Consider the following 23,165-nt stretch of genomic DNA (forward strand, 5'->3'; position numbering starts at 1 on the left):
TGCTACGCCGCTGCAACACGTTCCCTTTGCAAGGATTTCCGGATGTATCGTCCTATCGGCGCGCTCGCGGTGCTCGCGCTTTCTACCTCTGCCCTTGCTCAGACTGCGCCCCAAGCTGCCCCCGCGCCGGCTCCGGTGACCGCGCCGAATACGGCCGAGGTGAACGCCAAGCTCGCTGCACCGCTGCCGGCGGATCAGGCGGCGATGAAGGCGCATGTGCTGTTTCTCGCGTCGGATGCGATGAAGGGTCGCGAGGCCGGCAGCCCCGAGTTCGACATCGCCGCGCAATATGTCGCCGCGCAGTTTTATGCGGCAGGCCTTCGTCCCGGTGGCGATCAGGGCGGCTATCTCCAGACCGTGCCGCTCGTGTCGTACAAGGCGGCGAGCAAGGGCGATTTCGTCTGGACAGGGCGCGGGGCCGCGCAGCCGCTCGTGTTCGGTGAGGATTACGTGCCCGCCGCGAACGGCGCGAAGGCGGAGACGAGCGTTTCGGCGCCCGTCGTGTTCGTCGGCTACGGCATCGACGCGCCGCAATATGGTCAGGACGATTACAAGGACGTCGACGTGCGCGGCAAGATCGTCGCCTATTTCGGCGGCTCGCCCGCGCGGTTCGGTGGCGAGGAGCGCGCGTTCTTCGGGTCGGGCGGGACCAAGGCTGCGATCGCGCAGGCCAAGGGCGCAGTCGGCGTGATCACGCTGGAAAGCCCGCGCTCGGCCAAGGTGCGGACGTTCGCCAAGCTGGCGGATTCCTACGCGACGCCGCGGATGACGTGGGCGAACTCCGACGGCACCGGCAAGGTAGATGCGCCTGGCGCGCCGTCGCTCGGCACGGTCAGCATGGCCGGCGCGGCCAAGCTGTTCGCCGGTGCGAAGACGCCGTGGAGCCGGATCGTGAAGCAGGCGGACCGCGACAACGCCAAGTTCAAGGCGGCGCCGCTGGTCGGTACGCTGACCGTCGCGACCAAGACGAGCTTCGTGCCGGCCGCGAGCAGCAATGTCATCGGCGTGATCCCTGGCAGCGATCCGGTGGTCGGTAAGGAGGTCGTCGTGCTCTCCGCCCATCTCGATCACATCGGCATCACCAAGCCCGTGAAGGGCGACGCGCTCAACAACGGTGCGCTCGACAACGCGATCGGCATCGCCAGCCTGATCGAGGAGGCCAAGCGCTTCACGGCCAACGGGCAGGCGCCGAAGCGCACCATCATGTTCCTGGCGGTCACCGGAGAGGAGAAGGGACTGGTCGGCAGTGATTACTTCACCAACCATCCGACGGTGCCGCTGACCTCGATCGTCGCGGACGTGAACCTAGACATGCCGATCCTGACCTACAAGTTCGAGGACATGGTGGTGTTCGGTGCCGAGCGCTCGACGATCGGCCCGATCGTCCAGAAGGCGGTCGCGGCGATCGGCGTCGGCCTGTCGCCCGACCCGATGCCGGAGGAGGGCATCTTCGTCCGCTCGGATCACTTCCGCTTCGTCCAGAAGGGGATTCCGTCGGTGTTCCTGTGGCCGGGTCAGAAGGGGCCGGGCAAGGCGGCGGTCGCGTATTTCATGGCGAACAATTACCACAAGCCCTCGGACGATTTGACGCAGCCGATCCTGTGGGATCAGGGCGTGCGGTTCGTCGATGCGAACTACCGGATCGCGCGCGAGATCGCGGATGGCGCGCAGCGGCCGGTGTGGAATGCGGGCGACTATTTCGGGACGCTCTACAAGGGACCGATGGCCGGCGCGGCGGTGGGCAAATGAGCCGGCTTCTGGTCTTCGGTCTGGGGTACACCGCGTCGCGGCTCGCCGAGCGGCTTGCGGCGGATGGCTGGCATGTCGTCGGCACGACGCGGGATGGGCGGGGTGGTACGCTCCGGTTCGACGATGTGGATGCGGTGACGGCGGAGATCGCGGCGGCGACGCATATCCTGTCGTCGGTGCCGCCCGAGCATGAGGCGGACCCCGTGCTCGGGCGCTACGGTTCGCTGTTGCTGCGGACTCGGGCCTGGATCGGTTATCTGTCGTCGACGGGCGTGTACGGCGATGCGCAGGGTGCGTGGGTGGACGAGACGGCGCCGATCGGTGGCGGTCGTCGGAGCGCGCGGGCAGCGGCGGATGCGGACTGGCTCGCGATCGGTGCGCGGACGTTCCGGTTGCCGGGGATCTATGGCCCCGGTCGCTCGCCGCTCGACAGGGTGCGGCAGGGCAAGGCGCACAGGATCGAGCAACCCGGCCAGGTGTTCAGCCGCGCGCATGTCGACGATATCGTCTCGGGTGTGATCGCCGGGTTCGATGCGCCGGCGGGGGGCGTATAATCTTGCGGACGACGTGCCTGCATCGCAGAACGACGTCGTGGCGTTCGCGGCGATGTTGCTCGGGATGCCCGCGCCGCCGTTCGTGACGCTTGAGGAGCTATCGGCGATGGGGCGCGGATTTTATAACGAGAACCGGCGGGTGGCGAACGGCAAGGCGAAGCGCGTGCTCGGCTGGACGCCCGCCTGGCCCGACTACCGTGCCGGCCTGCGCGCGCTGAGTGCGATGACGAGGCCGATGCCCGACAGGATCGCGCCGGCGACCGCCAAGGTGGACCAGTGATAGCGCTCGAAGATCGTCGATAGCAGCATCGCGATCACCGGCACGATGACGCCCGAATAGGCCGCCTTGGCCGGGCCGATCGCGCGGATGACGTTGAAATACAGTGGGAAGGCGAGCGCGGAGGCGAACACGCCGAGATAGAGGATGCCCGCGACATAGCCGAAGCGGGGCTCGAACACCGGCGGGCCGGTGGTGATCCAGGCGAACGCGGCATCGAGGGTCGCGCCGATCAGCATCGCCATCGCGAGCGTCGGCGCCATCGGGTATCGCTTGGCGAACGCGCTGCCCTGGATGACGTTGGCGACCGACGCGGCCATCACGCCGCACAGCGTCAGGACGATGCCGATCGTCGCCGAGCGCGGCCCGTGCGGATCGACCCGCGCCTCGTTGACGAACAGCAGCGCGACCCCCGCCATCGCGACCGCGCACCCGACCATCAGCTGACGTCCGAGGCGCTGCTTGAGGAAGATGCGGCCGAAGATCGCGTTGGGGACGAGGAGGAGCGCGAACACCACCGCGACCAGTCCGGAGGTGACGTAATGCTCGGCGCGGTAGACGAAGTTGAAGTTGAACGTGAACAGCGCGATGCCGATGACTGCCGCGAACGCGTAGCCGCGCGCGTCGAACTTGAAGCTTTCGCGCTTGATGCCTGCGTAGATCGCCATTGCGATGCCGGCGACGAGGAAGCGGTAGCTGATCGACCAGCTCGGCGGCACCACCGCGATCTGGTCGCGGATGACGAGCCAGGTCGAGCCCCAGATCAGCGTGACGATGCCGAACGGGATCAGTACGGCCGCGCGCGTGGACTGTGGTGGGTCGGTTGGGCCGGGGGTCATAACTCCCGGATCGCATCGGCGAGCAGGCCTACCGAGTCCGCCGGACTGTCCCACGCGGTGACGAGGCGGATCTCGCCGGCTGCCCAGTCGTAGAAGTCGAAGCCCTTCGCGCGGAGGGCTGCGGCTTCTTCCGGCGTGGCGCGGAGGAAGACTTCGTTCGCTTCGACCGGGTGGACGAGGCGGTCACCGGCAGCGGCGGCGAGTCTGGCGGCTGCGTCGTTGGCGGCCTTGGCATTGGCGAGCCAGAGATCGTCGTCGAGCATGGCGAGGATCTGCGCGGCGAGGTAGCGCCCCTTCGACAGAAGCAGGCCGGCGCGTTTGCGGCGGTATTGCGTGACGGCGGCGAGCTCGGGCTTGAAGAAGACCAGCGCCTCTACGCTCATCGCGCCGTTCTTGACGAAGCCGAAGCTCAGCGCGTTGACGCCCGCGCGCCACGTCATGTCGGCGGGCGAGCAGCCGACGCGTGCCATCGCGTTGGCGAAGCGCGCGCCGTCCATGTGGAAGCCTAGCCCGCGCTCCTTTGCCAGCGCGCCGATCGCAGCGACTTCGTGCGGTAGGTAGACGCGGCCATATTCGGTGGCGTTGGTGATGGAGATCGCGTGCGGCTGAACGCGGTGGACGTCGTCTGGGATCGCGTCGAGGACGGTGCGGATCGTGTCGGGGGGTGAGTTTCGCAGCCTCGCCATCGGCGAGGAACAGCTTGGCGCCGTGCGTGTAGAATTCGGGCGCGCCGCCCTCGTCGTTCTGGATGTGCGCGTCGCGGTGGCAGACGATGCCGCCGTGCGGGGGGCAGAGCGCGGCGAGCGCGAGGCAATTGGCGGCGGTACCGGTGGGGACCCACAGCACCGCGACCTCCGTTTCGAACAGCGCGGAGAGGCGGCCATCGAGCTGCTGGCTCCACGCGTCGCCGGCATAGGCGGTGTCGAGCGTGTCGGCGGCGGCGATCGCGGCCATGACCTGAGGGTGGATCCTGGCGGCGTTGTCGGAGAAGAAGCGCATGAGTGAGACATGCTGCGATGCGGTGGTGGCGTCAACGGGAGTGTCGCCGCTCGGACGTTGGCGACCGCTTTCTTGTTCTCCCGCGAAGGCGGGAGCCCAGTCTGGGTCCCCGCCTTCGCGGGGAAACAAGCTGCTCTGCGGCTGGATTCCTATTGCCCCTCGTCGGGCCCTTGTTCTTCCTCCGGCGGCCGGCGGTCGTCTCGGGGGGGGCGGGCCTTCCTGGCGGTCGCGGCGGGAGGGGCCGACTGAGATGGTGCCGTCCTCGCCCATCTTCAGGTTGAAGCCGAGGCCCTCGATCTCGCCGCCGAGTGGCAGCACCGAATTGTCCTGATCGTCCGCCGGCAGTGCGTCAGGATCGACTTCCTCCACCACCGGAGCAGGCGCGGCGATCGGTGCGATACCCAGCGCGCTCTGCATGAAGTCGCGCCAGATCCGCGCGGGGATGCCGCCGCCCGACAGGCCGGGGTTCGACGAATTGTCGTCGTTGCCGACCCACACGCCGACCACCAGATCGCGCGCGAAGCCGACGAACAGCGCGTCCTTGTTGTCCGACGTCGTGCCGGTCTTGCCGAACGCGTCGACCGTCAGGTTCGCGCCGCGGCCGGTACCGGTGCGGATCGAGGCCGCCAACAGGTCGAGCATCTCGTCGTGGATCTTGCTCGGCATCTCGGTCGCGCCGCCGGTCAGCGACTGGTACCAGCCCTTCTCTCGGACGTCGGCTAGCCCGCGCGGCTGGACCGGATATTGCTCGCGCGCGATCGCGGCATAGGCGGCGGTGAGTTCGAGCAGCGACACGGTCGAGGTGCCGAGGCCGATGGTGGCCTCGCTGGGGATCGGCGTCGAGATGCCGAGGTCGCGGGCCGCCTTGATCACCGCCTTGACGCCGACCTGCTGCGTCAGCCGGGCGGCGGCGACGTTGGACGAGCGCGCGAATGCCTGGCGGAGCGTGATCGTCCCCTGATAGCGGCCGTCGCTGTTCTTCGGGGTCCAGTCGCCGATCGTCACCGGGCGGTCCTCGATCGTCAGAATCGGGGGTGAGGCCCTGGCGCATCGCGGCGAGGTAGACGAACAGCTTGAAGGTCGAGCCGGGCTGGCGCCGCGCCTGAGTCGCGCGGTTGAAGGGGCTTTTCGCGTAGTTCTTGCCGCCGATCATCGCGACCACGCGGCCATCGGGACGCATCGCCACCAGCGCGACCTGTGCCTGCCGCAGACCCGCGCGCGCTACGGTGCGTTCTGCCGCGCGTTGTAACCGCGGGTCGAGCGTCGTCTGGACGGTCGCCTCGGTCTTGATCTCGCCCGCCTGGTCGCGCGCTTCGGGCAGGATCCAGTCGGCGAAATAGGTGCCGTTGGGGAGCTGCGACGGGCGGCTGCCAAGTACGCGCTGCGGCTGGACCGCGTCGCCCTCCGCCTTGGTGAGGAAGCCGGCATCGACCATCGCGCCGACGACCACGGCTTCTCGCTTGCGCGCGCCTTCGAGGTTGGAGGTGGGGGCGAGGCGCGACGGGGCCTTGACCAAGCCGGCGAGCATCGCGGCCTGGCCGACGTTGAGCTTGTCCGGCGTGCGGCCGAAATAATGCTTGGCGGCCGCGCTGATTCCGTAGGTGTTGTCGCCGAAATAGACGTTCGAGAGATAGCGTGAGAGGATCTCGTTCTTCGACAGCCATGCCTCGAGCCAGAAGGCGATCATAGCCTCGCGGATTTTCCGCGTCGCGGTGCGGTCCGAATCGAGGAACGCGTTCTTCGCGAGCTGCTGCGTGATCGTCGAGCCGCCCTGGCGGACGCCGCCCGAGCCCATGTTCGCCCAAGCCGCGCGCGCGATCCCGCGCGGATCGACGCCCCAGTGCGAATAGAAGCGCCGGTCCTCGATCGCTAGGAACGCCTGCGTGACGTGCGCCGGAAGCTTCGAGGCATCGACCGACTTGCCGATGATCGCGCCGCGTCGCGCGATTGGCGTGCCGTCGTCCGCGGTCAGCGTGATCGAGGGCGGCGTCGGCGGCTGGAGCGACTTCGACAGCGGCGCGGTGATCGCCAGCCAGATGATCGCGATCACCAGCAGGACGATGCCGATCCCCGCTCCGCGCAGGATCCAGCGACCGATCGGACGCTTGCGTCGCGGCGCGCTGGGGGTGGCGTAGGCCGCGCCGAAGTCCCGATCATAGGGCTCCGGGTCGCTGCCGTCCCGCTCGGCCTCGTATTTCTGGCGCAGGCGTTCGCGCTCGGTGATCAGCCGCTCGCGCTCATAGGCGTAGGGCTCGCGGTCGCCGCTGGAGCTGGAACGGTTGGGGTCGAAGGGATCGGGGCGCATCGGTCGTTCCAGCGGGTCGGCCAAGCGGCGGACGTCAGGTGTATTATCGTTCTATGACAGCTCGGGCAAGTCTGTGCTTACGCCGTCCGTTCCTGCGCATGCTTAACGTGTACAGGGGCTTAGCAACAGCGGCACGACGTTCGCCGGACGAGAACCGACCGAAGCTGTTGTCATCGCGCGACGAAACGGGAAAGAGCATCGCATGACGTTCGAACAGGATAAAACCGTGGCCGCTTCCGACACTCTTCCCGCCGTTCTGCCGCTGGTCGTCGGCATCGGCGGCACGATCGGCGGCGTCTCGTCGACCGAACGCGCGCTGCGGATCGCGCTCGATGCGGTCGAGAAGCAGGGCTATCGCACGCAGATGTTCGGGGGGCGCCGACATGGCGCGGCTGCCGCTCTACGATCCGAAGGCGACGACGCGCACTGCGGACGAGCAGGCGTTCGTCGAGGCCGTACGCGGTGCATCGGCGGTGATCATCGCCAGCCCGGGCTATCACGGGAGCATTTCAGGCGTCGTGAAGAACGCGCTCGACCTGCTGGAGGAAACCGCGCGCGATCCCGAGCGGCCGTATCTGGCGGACATGCCGGTCGGGCTGATCGCGACGGCTTACGGCTGGCAGGCGACGGGGAGCACGATCGCGGCGTTGCGGTCGATCGTCCATGCGTTGCGCGGGTGGCCGACGCCGTTTGCCGCCGCGATCAATACGCAGGTGACGAAGTTCGACGATGAGGGCGGGGCGAGCGATCCTGCGGTGCTGGAGCAGCTGCGGCTGGTCGGGCGGCAGGTTGCGCGGTTCGCGCCGTTGTCGGAGCCGGCGAACTAGCACGCCTTCCGATCCTCCCCCGCGAGGGGGAGGTGTCGCCGCAGGTGACGGAGGGGGAGGGAAGGGGAACCGCTGTTACGTGTCCTCTCCCCTCCGTCTGGCAAGCGCCAGCCACCTCCCCCTGGCGGGGGAGGATTAGTTTACTTCAGGCCACCACCTAACGAGCGGTAGAGTTCGACCGCGTTGCTGTCGCGGACGAGTCGTGTAGCCAGCAGGCTCTGCTGGGCGGTGTAGAGCGCGCGCTGCGAATCGAGCGTGTTGAGGAACGGGTCGATTCCGGCGCGGAAGCGGAGCTGCGACAGGTTATACGCGCCCGCCGCGTTGTCGCGCAGCGACGTCTGCGCCTCGAGCTGGCTGTTGATCGTGCCGCGACGTGCCAGCGCATCGGCGACCTCGCGGAAGCCGGTCTGGATGCTCTTCTCGTACGTGGCGAGCATCGCGTCGCGCGTTGCCTTGGCGTATTGCAGGTTACCCTTGTTGCGACCGAAATCGAAGATCGGCTGCGTGATCGACGGCGCGACCGACCATTGCTGGCTGCCGCCGCCGAACAGGTTGGACAGGCCAAGGCTGAGCGTGCCGAACGCCGCGGTCAGCGAAATGTTCGGGAAGAACGCCGCGCGCGCCGCGCCGATGTTCGCGTTGGCGGCGATCAGGTTATGCTCGGCCGCTGCGACGTCCGGACGGCGCAACAGCACCTCCGACGACAGGTTGGCGGGCAGATTCTCCAGCGTCGGCGTTTTCTCCGGCATCCGTGCAGGCAGCAGGTCCTGCGTCACGGTCGTCCCGGCGAGCAGGTTGAGCGCGTTCTGGTCCTGCGCGATCAGCGTGGTCGCGTTGGCAATGTCCGAGCGCGCCTGATCATAAGTGGTGCGCGCCTGACGCACTTCGAGTTCGGACGCGATGCCGATCCGGAAGCGATCCTGTGTGAGCTTCAGCGTCTGGCCGAACGCGCGCTCGGTATCCTGGGCGATCTTGAGACGGTCCTGGTCCGCGGCCATCGTCAGCCACGCGGTCGCGGTCTCCGAGATGAGCGACACCTGGGCGGCGTTGCGGTTTTCTTCCGCCGCGAAATACGCTTCCTGCTGCGCCTGCGTCAGGTTGCGGATGCGGCCGAAGAGATCGATTTCCCATGCGGAGATGCCGACATTGGCCGAATAGATGTCGGCGCGCCCGCTGCCCGTGACGGCAGTGCCCGCGCCGCCGGTACCACCGCCGGTGCCGCCACCCGTTCCGGTACCGCCACCGACGCCGCCCGTGCCACCACCAGTGCCACCACCAGTGCCGCCGCCCGTGCCGCCGCCGACACCGCCTACGCCGCCACCAACCGCACCGAACGGCGACTTCTGGTAGGTCGCGCTGCCGGTCGCGCCGATCGTCGGGAACAGGTCCGCGCGCTGGACGCGGTATTGCGCGCGCGCCTGTGCCACGTTGGCGACTGCAATGCGGACGTCACGATTGTTGTCGAGTGCGAGGCGAATTACGCCGCGCAGGCGGTCGTCCGTGAAGAACGCCTCCCACGCGGTGTCCGCCGGCACGATCGCGTTCGCGACGTTGCCGGCCGCATAGGCTGGCCCGGTCGGTCCGCTCGGCGCCACGGGAAGCTCCGGACGGACGTATTTGGGGGCGAGGTTGCACCCGGCGAGCGTGAGCCCGGCGGCGAACGTGAGCGCGGTGCGGCTGGAGATCTTGGTCGAGAACATCTGGATCAGGCCTCCTGCGGCCGCTGGTCGTGGGGCGGATGGCCGCCGTCACGGTTGTCGTCACGGTTGCCGTCGTGGTCGGGCACTTGGTCGCGGTCTTGCCCCGAGCCAGCCTTGTCCTGCTTGAAGACGCGCTTCACGAGCAGGAAGAACAGCGGCACGAAGAAGATCGCGAGGACGGTCGCGGACAGCATGCCGCCGACCACCGCCCAGCCAATCGCGTTCTGGCCGCCGGCGCCGGCACCGCTCGACAATGCGAGCGGCAACACGCCGAAGATGAACGCGAACGACGTCATCAGGATCGGGCGAAGGCGAAGCTTGGCCGCGTCGACCGCGGCATCGGCCGCGTTCATCCCGTCGCCCATCTTCTCCTCAGCGAACTCCACGATCAGGATCGCGTTCTTCGCCGCCACACCGATCGTCGTGATCAGCCCGACCTGGAGATAGATGTCGTTGTTCAGCCCGAAGATCATCGCCGCGCCGACCGCGCCGAGGACACCGAGCGGCACCACCAGCAGGACGGCGATCGGGATCGACCAGCTTTCATACAACGCCGCGAGGCAGAGGAACACGATCAGCAGCGACAGCGCATAGACCGTGGTCGACTGGCCGCCCGACAGGTTTTCCTCGTAGCTGAGGCCGGTCCACTCATAGCCGATGCCGGGTGGCAGCTTGGCCGCCATCTCCTCCATCGCCTTGATCGCGGTGCCGCTGCTGACGCCCGGCGCCGGCGAGCCCATGATCTCGAACGAGGCTACGCCGTTGTACCGTTCGAGGCGTGACGGACCGTAGTTCCAGCTCGTCGTCGAGAAGGACGAGAATGGCGCCATCGCGTTGCTGGTCGTGCCGCGGACGTAGAAGTTGCCGAGATCGGCGGGCGTCGTGCGGAACGGTGCGTCGGCCTGCACGAACACCTTCTTCACGCGACCGCGGTCGATGAAGTCGTTGATGTACGCGCCACCGAACGCGGTGCTGACCGTGGTGTTGATGTCCTGCTGGCTGAGGCCGAGCGCCCCCCGCCTGCGCCTGGTCGACGTTCAGTTTCAGCTGAGGCGCATCCTCCAGGCCGTTCGGACGGACCTGCATCAGGCGCTTGTCCTGGCTGGCCATGCCGAGCAGCATGTTGCGCGCCTCGAGCAGTTTCTCGTGACCGACGCCGGCATTGTCCTTCAGCATGAAGTCGAAGCCGTTGGCGTTGCCGAGTTCCTGCACGGCGGGCGGCACGAAGCCGATCACCATGCCGGCCCGGATCCCGGCGAGCGCCTGGTTGGCGCGTGCCGCGACCGCCGCGACGCTGTTTTCCTTGCCGCTACGATCTTCCCAGGGCTTCAGCTGGATGAAGGCGATGCCGACATTCTGGCCCTGGCCGACAAAGCCGAAGCCGCTGATCGTGAAGATGCCCGCGGTGTTGGCCTTCTCGTCGATCATGAAGTGATCGCGGACCTTGTCCATCGTCCGTGCGGTCTCCTCCATCGGCGTGCCCGACGGCATCGAGACCTGCGCGAACATGACGCCCTGATCTTCCTCGGGAAGGAAGCCCGACGGCAGGCGGACGAAGATGAAGGCCATCGCGACGACGATCACGGCATAGACCAGCATCGTGCGGACCCAGCCCTTCTCGACGCGGCGCAGGCCGTTACCATACTTGCCGACGCCCTTGTCGAAGGTGCGGTTGAACCAGCCGAAGAAGCCCTTCTTCTCGCCATGCCCTTCCTTGGCGGGCTTCAGGATCGTCGCGCAGAGCGCGGGCGTTAGGATCAACGCGACCAGTACCGACAGCGCCATCGACGACACGATGGTGATCGAGAACTGGCGGAAGATCACGCCGGTCGAACCGCTGAAGAACGCCATCGGCAGGAACACCGCCGACAGCACCAGGCCGATGCCGACCAGCGCGCCGCTGATCTCGTCCATCGACTTCTTGGCGGCTTCCTTCGGGGAGAGCCCTTCCTCCTGGATGAGGCGCTCGACGTTCTCGACGACGACGATCGCGTCATCGACGAGCAGGCCGATCGCCAGCACCATGCCGAACAGCGTCAGCGTGTTGATCGTGAACCCCGCGACCTGGAGCACGGCGAGCGAGCCGAGCAACACGACCGGGACCGCGATCGTCGGGATCAGCGTGGCGCGGAAATTCTGGAGGAACAGGAACATCACGAGGAAGACGAGGACGATCGCCTCGATCAGCGTGTGGATGACCTGCTCGACCGACAGCCGCACGAACGTCGAGTTGTCGATCGGGAACGCGACCTTGACGTCGGGCGGGAACTGCTTGGCGATCCGGTTGACCTCGGCCTTCACCAGCTTGACGGTATCGAGCGCGTTGGCACCCGGTGCCAGCTTCACGCCGAAGCCTGCCGCCTGCTTGCCGTTATAGCGTGCCTGGAAGCTGTAGTTTTCGGAGCCCATCTCGACGCGCGCGACGTCCGACAGCCGCACGGTCGCGCCGCTGGTTGCCGAGCGGACGATGATCGCGCGGAACTGCTCCGGCGTCTGGAGGCGCGACTGCGCGGTCACGGTCGCGTTGAGCGACTGGCCCTTCACGGCGGGCAGACTGCCGACCTGACCTGCCGAGACCTGTGCGTTCTGCGCAGTCAGTGCGGAGGTGATGTCGGTGACGGTGACGCCCAGGTTCGACATCTTGAAGGGGTCGACCCAGATCCGCATCGAATATTGCGCGCCGAACACCTGCGTGTCGCCGACGCCCTTGATGCGGCTGAGCGGATCCTGGAGCTTCGAGGCGATCATGTCGCCGAGATCGACCTGGTCGTGATCGCCGTTTTCCGAATAGGCGGCGATGATGAGCAGGAAGTTGGCGGTCGCCTTGGTGACGCGGAGACCGGCCTGCTGGACTTCCTGCGGCAGGAGCGGCGTCGCCTGTTGCAGCTTGTTCTGCACCTGAACCTGCGCGATGTCGGGGTCGGTGCCCTGCTCGAAGGTGAGCGTGATCGCGAGGTTGCCCGAACCGTCCGAGGTCGAGGCGAAGTAGCGAAGGTTGTCGATGCCCTTCATCTGCTGCTCGATGATCTGCGTCGTCGTGTTCTCGAGCGTCTGTGCGTCGGCGCCCGGATAGGACGTCGCGACCGTCACCTTGGGGGCGGCGATCTCAGGGAACTGCGCGATCGGCAGCGACCGGATCGCGAGGATACCCGCCAGCATCAGGATGATGGCGATGACCCATGCGAAGATGGGTCGATCGATGAAATAGCGTGACATGGGCGGTTACTTCCCGGCCTGCGCGGAACTGTTGCTGGTCGCACCGGACGCGTCGCCGCCTCCGGGTGCAGCGCCGGGCGCGCCAGCGGGCTTGGCGACCTGCTGCGGGGCGGCAGGCTTGACGGTCGAACCCGGGCGCAGATTGAGCAGACCCTCGACGATCAGCTTGTCGCCGGGCTTCAGGCCGCTGGTGACGATCCACTTGTCGCCGATCACGCGATCGGTGGTGACATTACGCTGCTCCACCTTGTTCTGCGCGTTGACGACCAGAGCGGTCGCACCGCCGCGCGGATCGCGCGTGATGCCCGCGGTCGGCGCCATGATCGCCTGGCGACGCGTTCCCTCGACCAGCTTGGCGCGGACGTACATGCCCGGCAGCAACAGGCCGTTGGGGTTGGGGAAGCTCGCACGCAACGTCACCGCGCCAGTGGTCTGGTCGACCGTGACTTCGGCGAACTGCAGGCGGCCCTCGATCGGATAGGTCGTGCCGTTCGGGAGAATCAGCTGGACGCGCGCGCTGCCGTCGCCGCGGGTCACGCCGCCGCTTGCCATCGCCTGCTTCAGGTCGAGCAGCTGCGCCGCCGACTGGACGACGTCGACATAGACGGTGTTGGTGCGCTGGATCGTCGCGAGCGGATCGGTCTGGCCGGTCTGGACCAGCGCGCCGACGGTCACGAGCGACCGGCCGATGCGGCCCGAGATCGGCGCCTTGATGCGCGTGAAGCCCAGATTGACGCGCGCCGACTGGACCGCCGCCTGCTGCGCTGCAACATTGGCGCGAGCCTGTTGTGCGGATGCGTTTGCGTTGTCTGCTTCCTGCTTGCTGACTGCGTTCAGCTGCACGAGCTGGCCGTAGCGCTGCGCCTGCAGGCGGGTCGCGTTGATCTGCGACTGGGCCGCGCCGAGCTGGCCCTGCGCGCTGGCGAGCGCCGCGCGGTAGGGGGGCGTCCTCGATCGCGTAAAGCACCTGGCCCTTGCTGACCATCGCACCCTCGGTGAACAGGCGATCGCGGACCACGCCGCTGACCTGCGGACGAACTTCCGAGGTCTCTACCGCGGCGATGCGGCCGGGAAGCTCGGAGGTAAGGACGACCGCTTCCTCGCCGACGGTGACGACGCCGACGGTCGGTGTGGGCGGAGGCGGCGGAGCCTGCTCCTTGCCGCAAGCCGACAGCAGGGCGAGCGCGAAGAGCGCCACCGATCCCTTGAGGTTCAATTGCTGCATGTTAAGCATCCCGACGTCCGTGCAGATTAGGTTCACCGGAATGAACGTTCATTCCGCTTGCTTGCCCGCTAGGATTGTGCGAGCGGCCGGTCAACCTAAAAACGCGTCGGGAACATGGTTTTGAGTGCAGTGCAGCATGAAATGGGAAGTCGGGAGCGTATCGTCTCGTCGGCCCGTCATCTGTTTGCGACACAAGGGTTTCATCAAACCCCGATGTCCGAACTGGCCGTGGCGGCGGGTGTGTCCGTCGGCCAGATCTATCGCCTGTTCACCGGCAAGAACGCGGTGATTCAGGCGATCGTGATGGAGGATGCGGCGGCCAAGATGGGCGAGCTGCAGACGATGAACGACTCGGTCAAATCGGAACGATACTCGATCGAGGAAGGATTCGTCGAACTTGCACGGCGTGCCCTGTCGAAGGGTGACGAGGCGCTGTCGTTCGAGATCATGGCGGAGGCGCATCGCAACGCCGACGTCGCCGACACGATCGCCGACCTGTGCCGCGATTTTCGCCGGATGATCCGCGAACTCGCTTGCGTCGCCAATCCGGACTTGCAGGAGAACGAACTGGAGGGCGCGGAGGAGCTGATCCTCGCGTTCATGTTCGGGCTTGGCCACCGTACGCTGTCGCGGCCGCGGTTGTCGGAGGACGAGACGGCGCGGCTGACCGGGCGGATGATCCTGGCCGCGGTGCGCGCGCTCTGAAATAATCCTCCCCCGCCAGGGGGAGGTGGCTGGCACTTGCCAGACGGAGGGGGAGGTAAGGGAAAACCCTTGTTGCGTGTGCCTCCCCCTCCGTCGCCTTCGGCGCCACCTCCCCCTGGCGGGGGGAGGATTGATCCGCTACCGCACCGCCGCGCGGAGGGTGGCGCGGACGCCGGTGTGGGTCGGGTCGTATTCGACGATTGACTGCAGGCTCTGCGCCATCGCGCGGATCAGTTTCGTGCCGAGACCGGTGCCGCGCGGGACGGCGTCCTCGGGGATGCCGCAGCCATCGTCCTCGACCGCGAGCAGGAAGACGTCGTCGTCGATCCGGCGCAGCGCGACGCGGACTTCGCCGCCGCTGTTGGGATAGGCGTATTTGCAGGCGTTGGTGACGAGTTCGGTGACGATCACGCCGAGCGACACCGCGCGGTCGGTGGGTAGGCGGATCGGTTCGGCGGCGAGGCTCAAGGCGCGGGGGAGCGCTTCGGTCGACCACGTCTCGGCGAGTTCGTCGACCAGCGCGCCGAGATATTCCTGCATGTCGACGCTCTCGACGTCGTTGCTGGTGTAAAGCCGGCGGTGGACCTGCGCGATCGCCTGGATGCGGCGCTGCGTATCTTCGAGCGCTTCGCGCGCGGAAGGGTCGGTCAGCGCGGTCGCCTGGAGTCGGACCATTGCGGAGACGAGTTGCAGCGAGTTGGCGACGCGGTGGTTGACCTCGCCGAGCAATGCTTCGAGCCGCGCGTTGCTGGCGCGGAGATCGGCCTCGGCGGACGCCTTCTCCTGTTCGAGCAGGGCGCGCGCGCGCACCTGTTCGAACGAGGCGGCGAGCAGGTCGAAGAAGTCGTCGCCGACCGTCTTCACAACGTAATCGGCCGCCCCCGCCTTCAGCGCGGCGACCGCGATGCGACCCCTCCTCGGAGCCGGTGACGTACACGACGGGCGGCGGCTCGGGCAGGCGGCGGAGCGCTTCGAGGGTTTCGAGGCCGTCCATGCCGGGCATGTAATGGTCGACCGCGATCAGGTCGAAGCGTTCCGCGGCGGCCTTCACGACGCCCTCGGCCCCCCGTCTCGGCAACGGTCATCCGGTAGCCGCGGCGTTCGAGCGCACGCGCTGCCAGCCGCCGGATCCCGGCGTCGTCGTCGATGTAGAGGACGCGCGTTTCGCTCACTCGGCTTCGGGGACCTGGATCACCGACAGGAACAGCCCGAGCTGGCGGATCGCCTGTGCGAAACTCTCATAGTTGACGGGCTTGGTGATGTAGACGTTGCAGCCGAGATCGTAGCAGCGTTCGATCTCGACCTTGTCGTCGGTGGTGGTGAGCACGACGACCGGCGTGCGCTTGAGCGGGCTGCCCTCCGCCTTGATCCGGGCGAGAATGTCGGTGCCGCTCATGTCGGGCAGGTTGAGGTCGAGCAGGATCATCGCCGGGCCGCTCTTGGCGGGGCCATCGGCGGCATTGAACAGGAAGTCGAGTGCGGTGGTGCCGTCGGTGAAGTGGCGGATATCGTTCAGGATTCCGGCGCGGCGGATGTTCTTCTCGATGAGGCGGGCATGGCCCTCGTCATCCTCGATCATCACGATACCGACGGTCTTGTGATCGTTCATGCTGCGTCCTGGATGGTCATGTGGGTCGGCAGGTTGAGCCGGAAGGTCGCGCCGTCGCCGAGCGTCGATTGTACGTCGATCGTGCCGCCCAGACGATAGGCGAGTGCGCGGACATGCGCGAGTCCGATGCCTTCGCCCGGCTGGTCCTGCGCGCCCGAGCGGCGGAACAGGTCGAACACGCGCTGGTGATCACGCGGATCGATGCCGCGGCCATTGTCGACCACCGACAGGATCACGCGCCCGCGTTCGGTATGGCCCTTGACCGTGATCTCGCCGGGGCGGCCGGGCTTCAGATATTTGGTCGCGTTCTCGATCAGGTTCGACAGGATCTGCTCGAGCGCGAGGCGATCGGTGACGATTCCCGGCATCGGCCGCTCGACGCGCACCACGGCACCGCGATCGTCGACGATGTGCTGCATCGCGCCGACGATCGTGTCGACCAGCTGCGCGGGGTCGATATGCTCGGGGGCGATCGTCCGGCGGCCTTCGCGCGCGAGCTTGAGGATGGCGTTGATCAGCCGGTCCATCTTCTGCGTCGAGGTGCGGATGAAACCGATCGCCTCGGGCAAATCCTCGCGCGCCGCCAACCGTGCGTCTTCCGTCAGGATGTGCGGCGCTTCGGCTTCGGCGCGGTCGACCAGCTCGGCGAGCGGCCCGGCGGCGGTCGCGAGTTCGGCGGTGAAGCCCATCACATTGACGAGGGGCGAACGCAGGTCGTGGCTGACGATATAGGCGAACCGCTGGATCTCCTCGTTCGCACGGCTGAGGTCGGCGGTGCGTTCCACGACCTGCTCCTCGAGCGTCTCGTTGAGGGTGCGCAGGCTGTCGCGCGAGGCGGCGAGGTCGGCGGTGTAGCGGCGGATCAGCAGGACCGCGAGGATCGCGACGATCAGCAGCAGCGCCGCGGCGAGCCCGGCAACCGAGAGGAACAGCGCGCTGGTGCGTTCCTGACGCTCGGTCCGGATTCCGAGCAGGCGAACCTCGTCGGCGGCCATCGCCTGGAGGCGGTAGCGGATGCCGCGCATCAACGGCACGCTGGCATCGACCGCGAACCGGCGCTGCGCCTCGGCGATCCGGCCCGCGGCGACCAATGTCATCGACTGCGTCCGGAGCGCGCGCAACTGGATAAAGCGCTGCTCGATCAGCGCGAGGCGTGCGATCTGGTTGGGGTTGTCGCGCGTCAGATGGCGCAGCTTGCGGATCGACGGGACGAGATTACCCGCGGTTCGTGCGTAGGCGGTCGCGAACAGCGGCTTGCCGGCGAGGATGTAGCCGCGCCGCGCGGTCTCGGACTGCTCCATCTGGATCTGGAGCGTGGCGACCGCCTGGCGGACGTCCTGCGTATGGAGGATCTCGGCGGTATAGGTGCGGTTGCGGACGGTGATCCAGCCAATCGCGATCGCGGCGGCGGCCAGCGCGATGAAGCCGAGCGTCATGAACGCGACCAGCCACCGTGCGACTCGCCCTTCCGACGAGGGCAGTTTCAAGCGTACGCGCACCATAGGACGGGCGGTGTAGGCTGGCGGATGTCGTTACGCCAGCGATACTGCCGCGTCCGCCAGCGCAACGATATTGATTTAGAGCAGCAGATCCTGCGCGCTGGCCTTACCGACGCGGCCACCGCCGCTGCGCCGGTCCATTTCGTGGTTGGCGGTGAAGCGGATGTCGGGATCGCGATCGGTCATGAACGCCATCAGCGTCTCGTGATCGAGCTCGGACCATTCCTTGCCGCGATCGGGGCCGTAGCGGACACGGGGGATGAGCCCCGGATCACGCGACCATTCGAGCAGCTGCGCAAGGCTCGCCTCGTTCAGCATGTCGCGGAGGTGGAACGCGGTGACGTAGGCATCGGGGAACGCGCGGTGCGCAGGCAGGCCGCGCTCGTGCTCCATGCCGTGCGGTTTGCGCCAATAGCGCAGCACCTGGTTCGAGAAGCTCGGCGAGTCGGGCCAGAGCCGCAGCGCGCATTTCCACGTGCAGATCCACTCCGCGTCGCGAGTGAGCGCGGGGGTGCAGAACTTCTGCTCAAAATCAGCGCGGTGCGCGGCGAGTGCGAGCCGGCGTGGCCACGGGTCGAGCACCTGGCGGGCGCAGTCATGCCAATACGGCGCGTCGGCGACATGCTCGTCGAGGATATGGTGGATCGCCTGAGTCACGGGCGGGATCAGTCGGCCGGGATTGACGAGCAGGCTGCCGCCTTCGCCGTAGATCTCCCAGCGGCCGTCCTCGCCGAGCGCGACGTCCTGCCAGCCGATCTCGCAGACGCCGTGCGCGGGCGGGGCCGATCCGGTGGTCTCGAGGTCGACGACCCGGATCATCTGGGGTTGCTGCTTGGGCTTGGGATAGGGGGGCGCCATGCCCGCCATGTGGGGACAAAAGCGCGCTTAATCCAGCGCGTATGAGTCTTCCACGTCGAGTTCGCGCACGCCGCGGCGCTGGCGGGCGCGGTCGACCAGTTTCCGGAGACCTTCGCGACGGTCGCGTGCCATCGGGATGTCGCGGAGCGTGAACTCGCCGCCGCTGGTCGTGCGGTCGCTGGAGGTTAGGATGATCGTGCCGATGTCGGTCATCTGGTTGAGCAGCGAATAGCCGAGGCGGACGTCCTTGATCCGGTAAAGCTCGATCTCGTCGATCGTCTTGAACAGGATGCCGCGCTTGATGATCAGGCGCTGGTCGGTGATTTCGTAGGAGGCGCTGCGGTTCTTGAGCCAGCGGACGCCGATCAGGATGAAGCCTACGCCGATCAGGCAGGTGAGAAGGGTGCCCCAACCGGCGAAGCTGCCGAGCAGCCAGCGGCGCGTGCTGGAGCGGAATTCGTCGACTGGGCGCTCCACGTGAGGACTCCTTGGGGTGGTGGTGGGACGGTAGGCTGGGGGGATCGCGTGTCAATCATGTGTGGCTGCGGTCCGTCTACTGCCGCCACTCGCCACGTCGTCGTCATTCCCGCGACGGCGGGGATCCATATCCTCCGGACGGTTGCGATCCATTGGGAGGCCAGCCAGTCTGGGTTCCCGCCTCCGCGGGAATGACGGGGGAGGGGGCGGCACTGCGCTGCTCGCGCGGGGTGCTCGTCTAATTCTGGGAGCGCCTTCTCCACCTGCACCTCCCCGGCGGAGGCCGGGGTCCAGTTGGGGGGCGTTGCTAACGGAGCGGAGCGCTTCGTTATATCCACCTTTCCAACTGGGCCCCGGCCTTCGCCGGGGAGGTGGTCGTGTTACGCTACCGATCTCACAACACCGCTTGCCGCGAGTTGCGCATCTACCTCCGCCAGTAGCGCATCAAGCGCCGCCTGGTCCGTCGCCTCGGCACGTACCGTCAGCATTGCCTGCGTGTTCGAGGCTCGCAGTAGCCACCACCCTCTCGCGGTTGTGACCCGCGCGCCATCGGTGAGGTCCATCTCCGCCCCTTCGGATTTCAACCGCGCGATCACTTCATCGACCACCGCGAATTTTCGCACGTCCTCGACCGGGAAGCGCAGGTCGGGCGTCGCCACCAGCGCCGGCATCGCGTCGCGCAGTTCGGTGAGCGAACGCCCCGACAGATGCACCGCGCGGATCAGCCGCACCGCCGCATAGTGCGCGTCGTCGAACCCGTAATATTCGCCCGCGAAGAACAGGTGCCCGCTCAACTCCCCGCCGATCGGCGCGCCGGTGCGGGTCATCGCGGTCTTCATCAGGCTGTGGCCTGTGGCGGCCATCACCGGCTTGCCGCCCAGTTCGGCGATTCGGTCGAACAACGCCTGCGACGACTTCACGTCGGCGACGATTGGCGCGCCCGGATGCTCGCGCAGCGCAGGTTCGACCAATATGGAGAGAATCTGGTCGCCCCAGATCACGCGTCCCGCCCCATCGATCGCGCCGATCCGGTCGCCATCGCCGTCGAAGGCCAATCCGAAATCGAGGTTCTTCTCCGCGACCAGGCGTTTCAGATCGGCGAGGTTCGCCTCTTCGGTAGGATCGGGATGATGGTTGGGAAAATTGCCGTCGACTTCGGCGAAGATCACATAATGCTCACCCGGCAGCAATTGCACGAGCTTCTCGATCACCGGGCCGGCGGCGCCGTTCCCCGTGTCCCAGCCGATCCGGTACGCGCCGCCCGCATAGCCCGCCATCAGCCGGTCGACATAGGCATCGAGCACGTCGGCTTCCGTCACTTCACCCGCGCCTTCGCTCCACGTGCCCGAGGCGGCGAGCGCCGCCAAGTCCTGGATGTCGTCGCCGAAAAATGGCGCGTGGGCGTGCACCATCTTGAAGCCGTTATACTCGGGGGGATTGTGGCTGCCGGTTACCTGGATGCCGCCGTCCACTTCTAGCGTCGCCTCGGCGTAATACAGCATCGGCGAGGTGCTGAGGCCGATGCGGACAACGTCGACGCCGCCTGCAACTAAGCCGGAGACGAGCGCGGCTTCGAGTTCGGGCGAGGAGTTGCGGCCGTCATAGCCGACCGCGACGCGGGTGCCGCCGGTGGCGCGGATGCGGGTGGCGAAGCCTCGGCCGATCGCCACGGCGTCGGCGGGGCCGAGCGCTTTGCCGACGATCCCGCGGATGTCGTATTCGCGGAGCGAGGTCGGGTCGAACTGGTGGGTCATTTTCTAGATTTCCGTTCGTCCTGAGCTTGCCCTTCGACTTCGCTCAGGACGGTCGGCGGCAAGGGTTATCGCGCGGAGCGCTTCAGCAGCAAGTCGCGGGCTGCGTTTACCCGGCGGGTCAGGTCGGTGGAACCGCCACGGTCAGGGTGAACCGAAGCGATCAGGCGGCGGTGGGCGCTGCGGATCGCGTCGGCGTCGGCGGTGCGATCGATGCCGAGGATCGAGCGCGCTTCCGCTTCATCCGTTACGACACGCTGTTTCGGCTTCGGGCGCAGGTAATGCCACGCCGCCCAGATGAAGAGGGCGGCGACGATCCACTTCACGCGGCGACGCCCGGCGTTTGCTCAGCCACGACGTCAGGCAACTGCAACGCGGCCATCATCTCGCGCAGTTCCTGGCGTGCAGCGACATGCGCGAGGCCCATGCTGCCGAACGCCTTCGCATCGATCATCGTCAGGCCGGCGGGGAACATCTCGCGGTAGATCACGCGCTCGCCGAGTCCCGGAATGATCCGGAAGCCGACGCGCTTGGCGAGTTGCGCGAGCGCGTCCGACACGCGGCGCATGTTGCGCGCCTCGATATGCTGGAGGCGATTGCGGAGCACGACCCAGTCGATCGTCGTGCCATCGGCGCGCGCGCGTTGCTTCCGCGCGTCCCAGATCAGTTCGGAATAGAAGCTCGGGCGCGTCACCTGATACGTCTCGGGATCGACCTGGCCGATCAGGTCGAAGTCGACGAAGCTGTCGTTCATCGGCGTAACCAACGTGTTCGCGAGCGCCGCTGCGGTGCGCGCGAACGGATCGTCGCGGCCTGGCGTGTCGACGACGAGGAAGTCCGACCCCTCGCACAGAGAATGCCACAGGTCCTCGAACTGATCCTCGCTCTGGTCGGACAGCGTCGCGTGGCGCGGCATCGGCAGGACCGAGCCGTTGCGCTTCATCGTCTCGGCGCGGTTGTCGAGATAGCGGCCGACGGTGCGCTGGCGGTGGTCCAGATCGAGACACGCGACGCGCGCACCCTTCGCGGCAAGCGCGATCGCGACATGCACCGCGGTCGTCGACTTGCCGGTGCCGCCCTTCTCGTTGGCGAACACGATTACGTGCGTCGATACCGACGGGGCAACGTGCGTCGAAGCTTGGGGTGTATCCGGGCCCGTGGCCAACGCGCGTTTCCTTATTGATCGTAACAGTCACCCTTCATAGAAGCCGCGACCGCACTTATCGAGTAGGAGTTTCACGTGGACACCGTCCGGGACCTTAATGCGTTGCGCGAAAGCGTCGCCGCCTTTCGTGCGGCGGGGCAGCGCGTCGCGCTCGTCCCGACGATGGGCGCGCTCCACGCCGGTCATGTCGCGCTGATCGAGGCGGCAAAGCGGCCGGGGACCAAGGTCGTCGCGTCGATCTTCGTCAATCCGACACAGTTCGGGCCGAACGAGGATTTGTCGCGCTATCCACGGCGCGAAATGGCCGACATTCGGATGCTGAACGAAGCCGGGTGCGACCTGCTCTGGCTGCCCTCGGTCGAGACGATGTATCCCGACGGTTTCGCGACGACGGTGCGCGTCTCGGGCGTCAGCGACGGCTTCGACGGCGCCGCGCGGCCGGGCCATTTCGACGGCGTAGCGACGGTCGTGTCGAAGCTGTTCAATCAGGTCGGGCCCGATGCGGCGTATTTCGGCGAGAAGGATTACCAGCAGCTGGCGGTCGTCCGGCGGTTCGTCGCCGATCTCGATTTCGCGATCGATATCGTCGGGGTGCCGACGCAGCGTGACGACGACGGCCTGGCGATGTCGTCGCGCAACATCTATCTGGACGATGAGCAGCGCAGGCAGGCGGTCGCCTTGCCGCGGGCCTTGGGCGTCGCCGCGCGGGCGATCGCGAAGGGCGAGGATGTCGAGTCGGTGCTGGACGATGCGCGTACGGCGTTGGTCGGGGCGGGGTTCACGATCGATTACGTCGCGCTGGCCGATGCCGAGACGCTGGCGGAGAACCCGGCGGCGGATCGTCCGTGGCGGCTGCTGGCGGCAGCGCGGATGGGTGCGACGCGGTTGATCGATAACATCGCCATCGATGCGCCAGACGCGTTGTAAAAATGGGCGTTAACCCATTAACCATTTCGTAGCCCGAATCACGGCAGTCTGTCCTCACGAACAATGGGGGCAAGACCATGGGCAGCAGTATCAAGAACGCGAATATCGGAATCGAACGCCGTCTGGCGGATGCCGCACGCGGTGACGACCGGGCGTGCTACGAACTGGGGGGGTGGTGTATTCGACGGGCACGTCGGGCGTCGTGCTCGACCTCATCGAGGCGCATAAGTGGTTCAACCTGGCGGCGGTGTCGGGGAACATCGCGGCGCAGGAATGTCGCGCGGAGATCGCCGAGGACATGACTGCGCGGGAGATCTCGGTGGCGCAGCGCGCGGCGCGGGATTGGATGCAGTTGACGCAACGCCGGGCTGCTTGATTCTAAGGCTCCACTCCCGCTCGCGGGAGGGGTTGGGGGAGGGGATCACCGCGAACGTTGCGTTCGTGGGGTATTTCGGTCCCTCCCCTAGCCCATCCCGCACGCGG

At 67.1% G+C, this 23,165-nt stretch carries 14 protein-coding genes and 8 pseudogenes; 6 read left to right on the plus strand and 16 right to left on the minus strand.

The annotated features are described in order from the left end of the window. Positions 1-42: 42 nt before the first annotated feature. Both NHF48_RS15095 and NHF48_RS15100 read left to right on the plus strand, forming a co-directional pair. Positions 43-1,749 (plus strand): M28 family metallopeptidase, encoded by a 1,707-nt coding sequence (locus NHF48_RS15095; protein WP_253071553.1) that lies wholly within the window; start codon positions 43-45, stop codon positions 1,747-1,749. Then, positions 1,746-2,583, plus strand: a pseudogene (locus tag NHF48_RS15100) (NAD(P)-dependent oxidoreductase). Before NHF48_RS15095 ends, NHF48_RS15100 begins: the two are co-directional and overlap by 4 nt. On the opposite strand, the gene NHF48_RS15105 reads toward NHF48_RS15100, so the two are convergent. The 4 genes and pseudogenes from NHF48_RS15105 to NHF48_RS26055 form a co-directional block, all read right to left on the minus strand. Continuing rightward, complete coding sequence (locus NHF48_RS15105; protein WP_253071554.1) at positions 2,496-3,419, minus strand: DMT family transporter; 924 nt, start codon at positions 3,417-3,419, stop codon at positions 2,496-2,498. The pseudogene NHF48_RS15100 and the gene NHF48_RS15105 sit on opposite strands and share 88 nt — an antisense overlap. Beyond that, positions 3,416-4,418, minus strand: a pseudogene (locus tag NHF48_RS15110) (threonine aldolase family protein). The gene NHF48_RS15105 and the pseudogene NHF48_RS15110 overlap by 4 nt, the downstream one beginning before the upstream one ends. A 474-nt stretch (positions 4,419-4,892) precedes the next feature. Then, positions 4,893-5,423: pseudogene (locus tag NHF48_RS26050) on the minus strand (penicillin-binding transpeptidase domain-containing protein); the annotation flags it as partial. Between the two features lie 79 nt (positions 5,424-5,502). Beyond that, positions 5,503-6,723 (minus strand): annotated as a pseudogene (locus NHF48_RS26055) (transglycosylase domain-containing protein); the annotation flags it as partial. A gap of 202 nt (positions 6,724-6,925) precedes the next feature. Here NHF48_RS26055 and NHF48_RS15120 point away from each other — a divergent pair. Beyond that, positions 6,926-7,550, plus strand: a pseudogene (locus NHF48_RS15120) (NADPH-dependent FMN reductase). Between the two features lie 140 nt (positions 7,551-7,690). Here NHF48_RS15120 and NHF48_RS15125 read toward each other — a convergent pair. The 3 genes and pseudogenes from NHF48_RS15125 to NHF48_RS15135 all read right to left on the minus strand — a co-directional run bounded on the left by NHF48_RS15125 (position 7,691) and on the right by NHF48_RS15135 (position 13,691). Next, positions 7,691-9,250, minus strand: a complete 1,560-nt coding sequence (locus tag NHF48_RS15125) for an efflux transporter outer membrane subunit (RefSeq protein ID WP_253071555.1) — start codon at positions 9,248-9,250, stop codon at positions 7,691-7,693. Between the two features lie 5 nt (positions 9,251-9,255). Then, positions 9,256-12,466 (minus strand): annotated as a pseudogene (locus tag NHF48_RS15130) (efflux RND transporter permease subunit). 6 nt (positions 12,467-12,472) lie between these two features. Further along, positions 12,473-13,691: pseudogene (locus tag NHF48_RS15135) on the minus strand (efflux RND transporter periplasmic adaptor subunit). A gap of 213 nt (positions 13,692-13,904) precedes the next feature. Here NHF48_RS15135 and NHF48_RS15140 point away from each other — a divergent pair. Beyond that, positions 13,905-14,396, plus strand: a complete 492-nt coding sequence (locus NHF48_RS15140; RefSeq protein ID WP_253071556.1) for a TetR family transcriptional regulator — start codon at positions 13,905-13,907, stop codon at positions 14,394-14,396. Between the two features lie 138 nt (positions 14,397-14,534). On the opposite strand, the gene NHF48_RS15145 is transcribed toward NHF48_RS15140, so the two are convergent. From NHF48_RS15145 to NHF48_RS15185, 9 genes and pseudogenes are all read right to left on the minus strand, one after another. After that, positions 14,535-15,260, minus strand: a complete 726-nt coding sequence (locus NHF48_RS15145) for a sensor histidine kinase (RefSeq protein WP_253071557.1) — start codon at positions 15,258-15,260, stop codon at positions 14,535-14,537. A gap of 97 nt (positions 15,261-15,357) precedes the next feature. Further along, positions 15,358-15,447, minus strand: a pseudogene (locus tag NHF48_RS15150) (response regulator); the annotation flags it as partial. 117 nt (positions 15,448-15,564) lie between these two features. Then, a complete protein-coding gene (locus NHF48_RS15155) occupies positions 15,565-16,005 on the minus strand; it encodes a response regulator (protein WP_056053360.1) in 441 nt (146 codons plus the stop codon). After that, on the minus strand, positions 16,002-17,507 hold the full coding sequence (locus NHF48_RS15160) for a sensor histidine kinase (protein ID WP_253071558.1): 1,506 nt from the start codon (positions 17,505-17,507) through the stop codon (positions 16,002-16,004). Before NHF48_RS15160 ends, NHF48_RS15155 begins: the two co-directional genes overlap by 4 nt. 75 nt (positions 17,508-17,582) lie before the next feature. Continuing rightward, positions 17,583-18,362 carry an exonuclease domain-containing protein gene (locus tag NHF48_RS15165; protein WP_253071559.1) on the minus strand — a complete coding sequence of 260 codons (780 nt, stop codon included), beginning with the start codon at positions 18,360-18,362 and terminating at the stop codon, positions 17,583-17,585. A gap of 27 nt (positions 18,363-18,389) precedes the next feature. Continuing rightward, complete coding sequence (locus NHF48_RS15170) at positions 18,390-18,839, minus strand: PH domain-containing protein (protein WP_253071560.1); 450 nt, start codon at positions 18,837-18,839, stop codon at positions 18,390-18,392. Between the two features lie 380 nt (positions 18,840-19,219). Beyond that, positions 19,220-20,593, minus strand: a complete 1,374-nt coding sequence (pgmG, locus tag NHF48_RS15175; RefSeq protein WP_253071561.1) for a phosphoglucomutase/phosphomannomutase PgmG — start codon at positions 20,591-20,593, stop codon at positions 19,220-19,222. A 65-nt stretch (positions 20,594-20,658) separates the two neighbouring features. After that, positions 20,659-20,916 (minus strand): DnaJ domain-containing protein, encoded by a 258-nt coding sequence (locus NHF48_RS15180; RefSeq protein WP_253071562.1) that lies wholly within the window; start codon positions 20,914-20,916, stop codon positions 20,659-20,661. Next, positions 20,913-21,755, minus strand: coding sequence for a division plane positioning ATPase MipZ (locus NHF48_RS15185; RefSeq protein ID WP_253071563.1), 843 nt, complete (start codon positions 21,753-21,755; stop codon positions 20,913-20,915). The genes NHF48_RS15180 and NHF48_RS15185 overlap by 4 nt, the downstream gene beginning before the upstream one ends. Positions 21,756-21,830: 75 nt before the next feature. Here NHF48_RS15185 and panC point away from each other — a divergent pair, with 75 nt between their 5' ends. Continuing rightward, positions 21,831-22,682, plus strand: a complete 852-nt coding sequence (panC, locus tag NHF48_RS15190; RefSeq protein ID WP_253071564.1) for a pantoate--beta-alanine ligase — start codon at positions 21,831-21,833, stop codon at positions 22,680-22,682. Positions 22,683-22,857: 175 nt separating this feature from the next. Continuing rightward, positions 22,858-23,058 carry a hypothetical protein gene (locus tag NHF48_RS15195; RefSeq protein ID WP_342454664.1) on the plus strand — a complete coding sequence of 67 codons (201 nt, stop codon included), beginning with the start codon at positions 22,858-22,860 and terminating at the stop codon, positions 23,056-23,058. Positions 23,059-23,165: the final 107 nt, after the last annotated feature.

It is taken from the genome of Sphingomonas sp. H160509 (assembly GCF_024124765.2).
In the GTDB taxonomy this organism is placed as follows: Bacteria; Pseudomonadota; Alphaproteobacteria; order Sphingomonadales; family Sphingomonadaceae; genus Sphingomonas.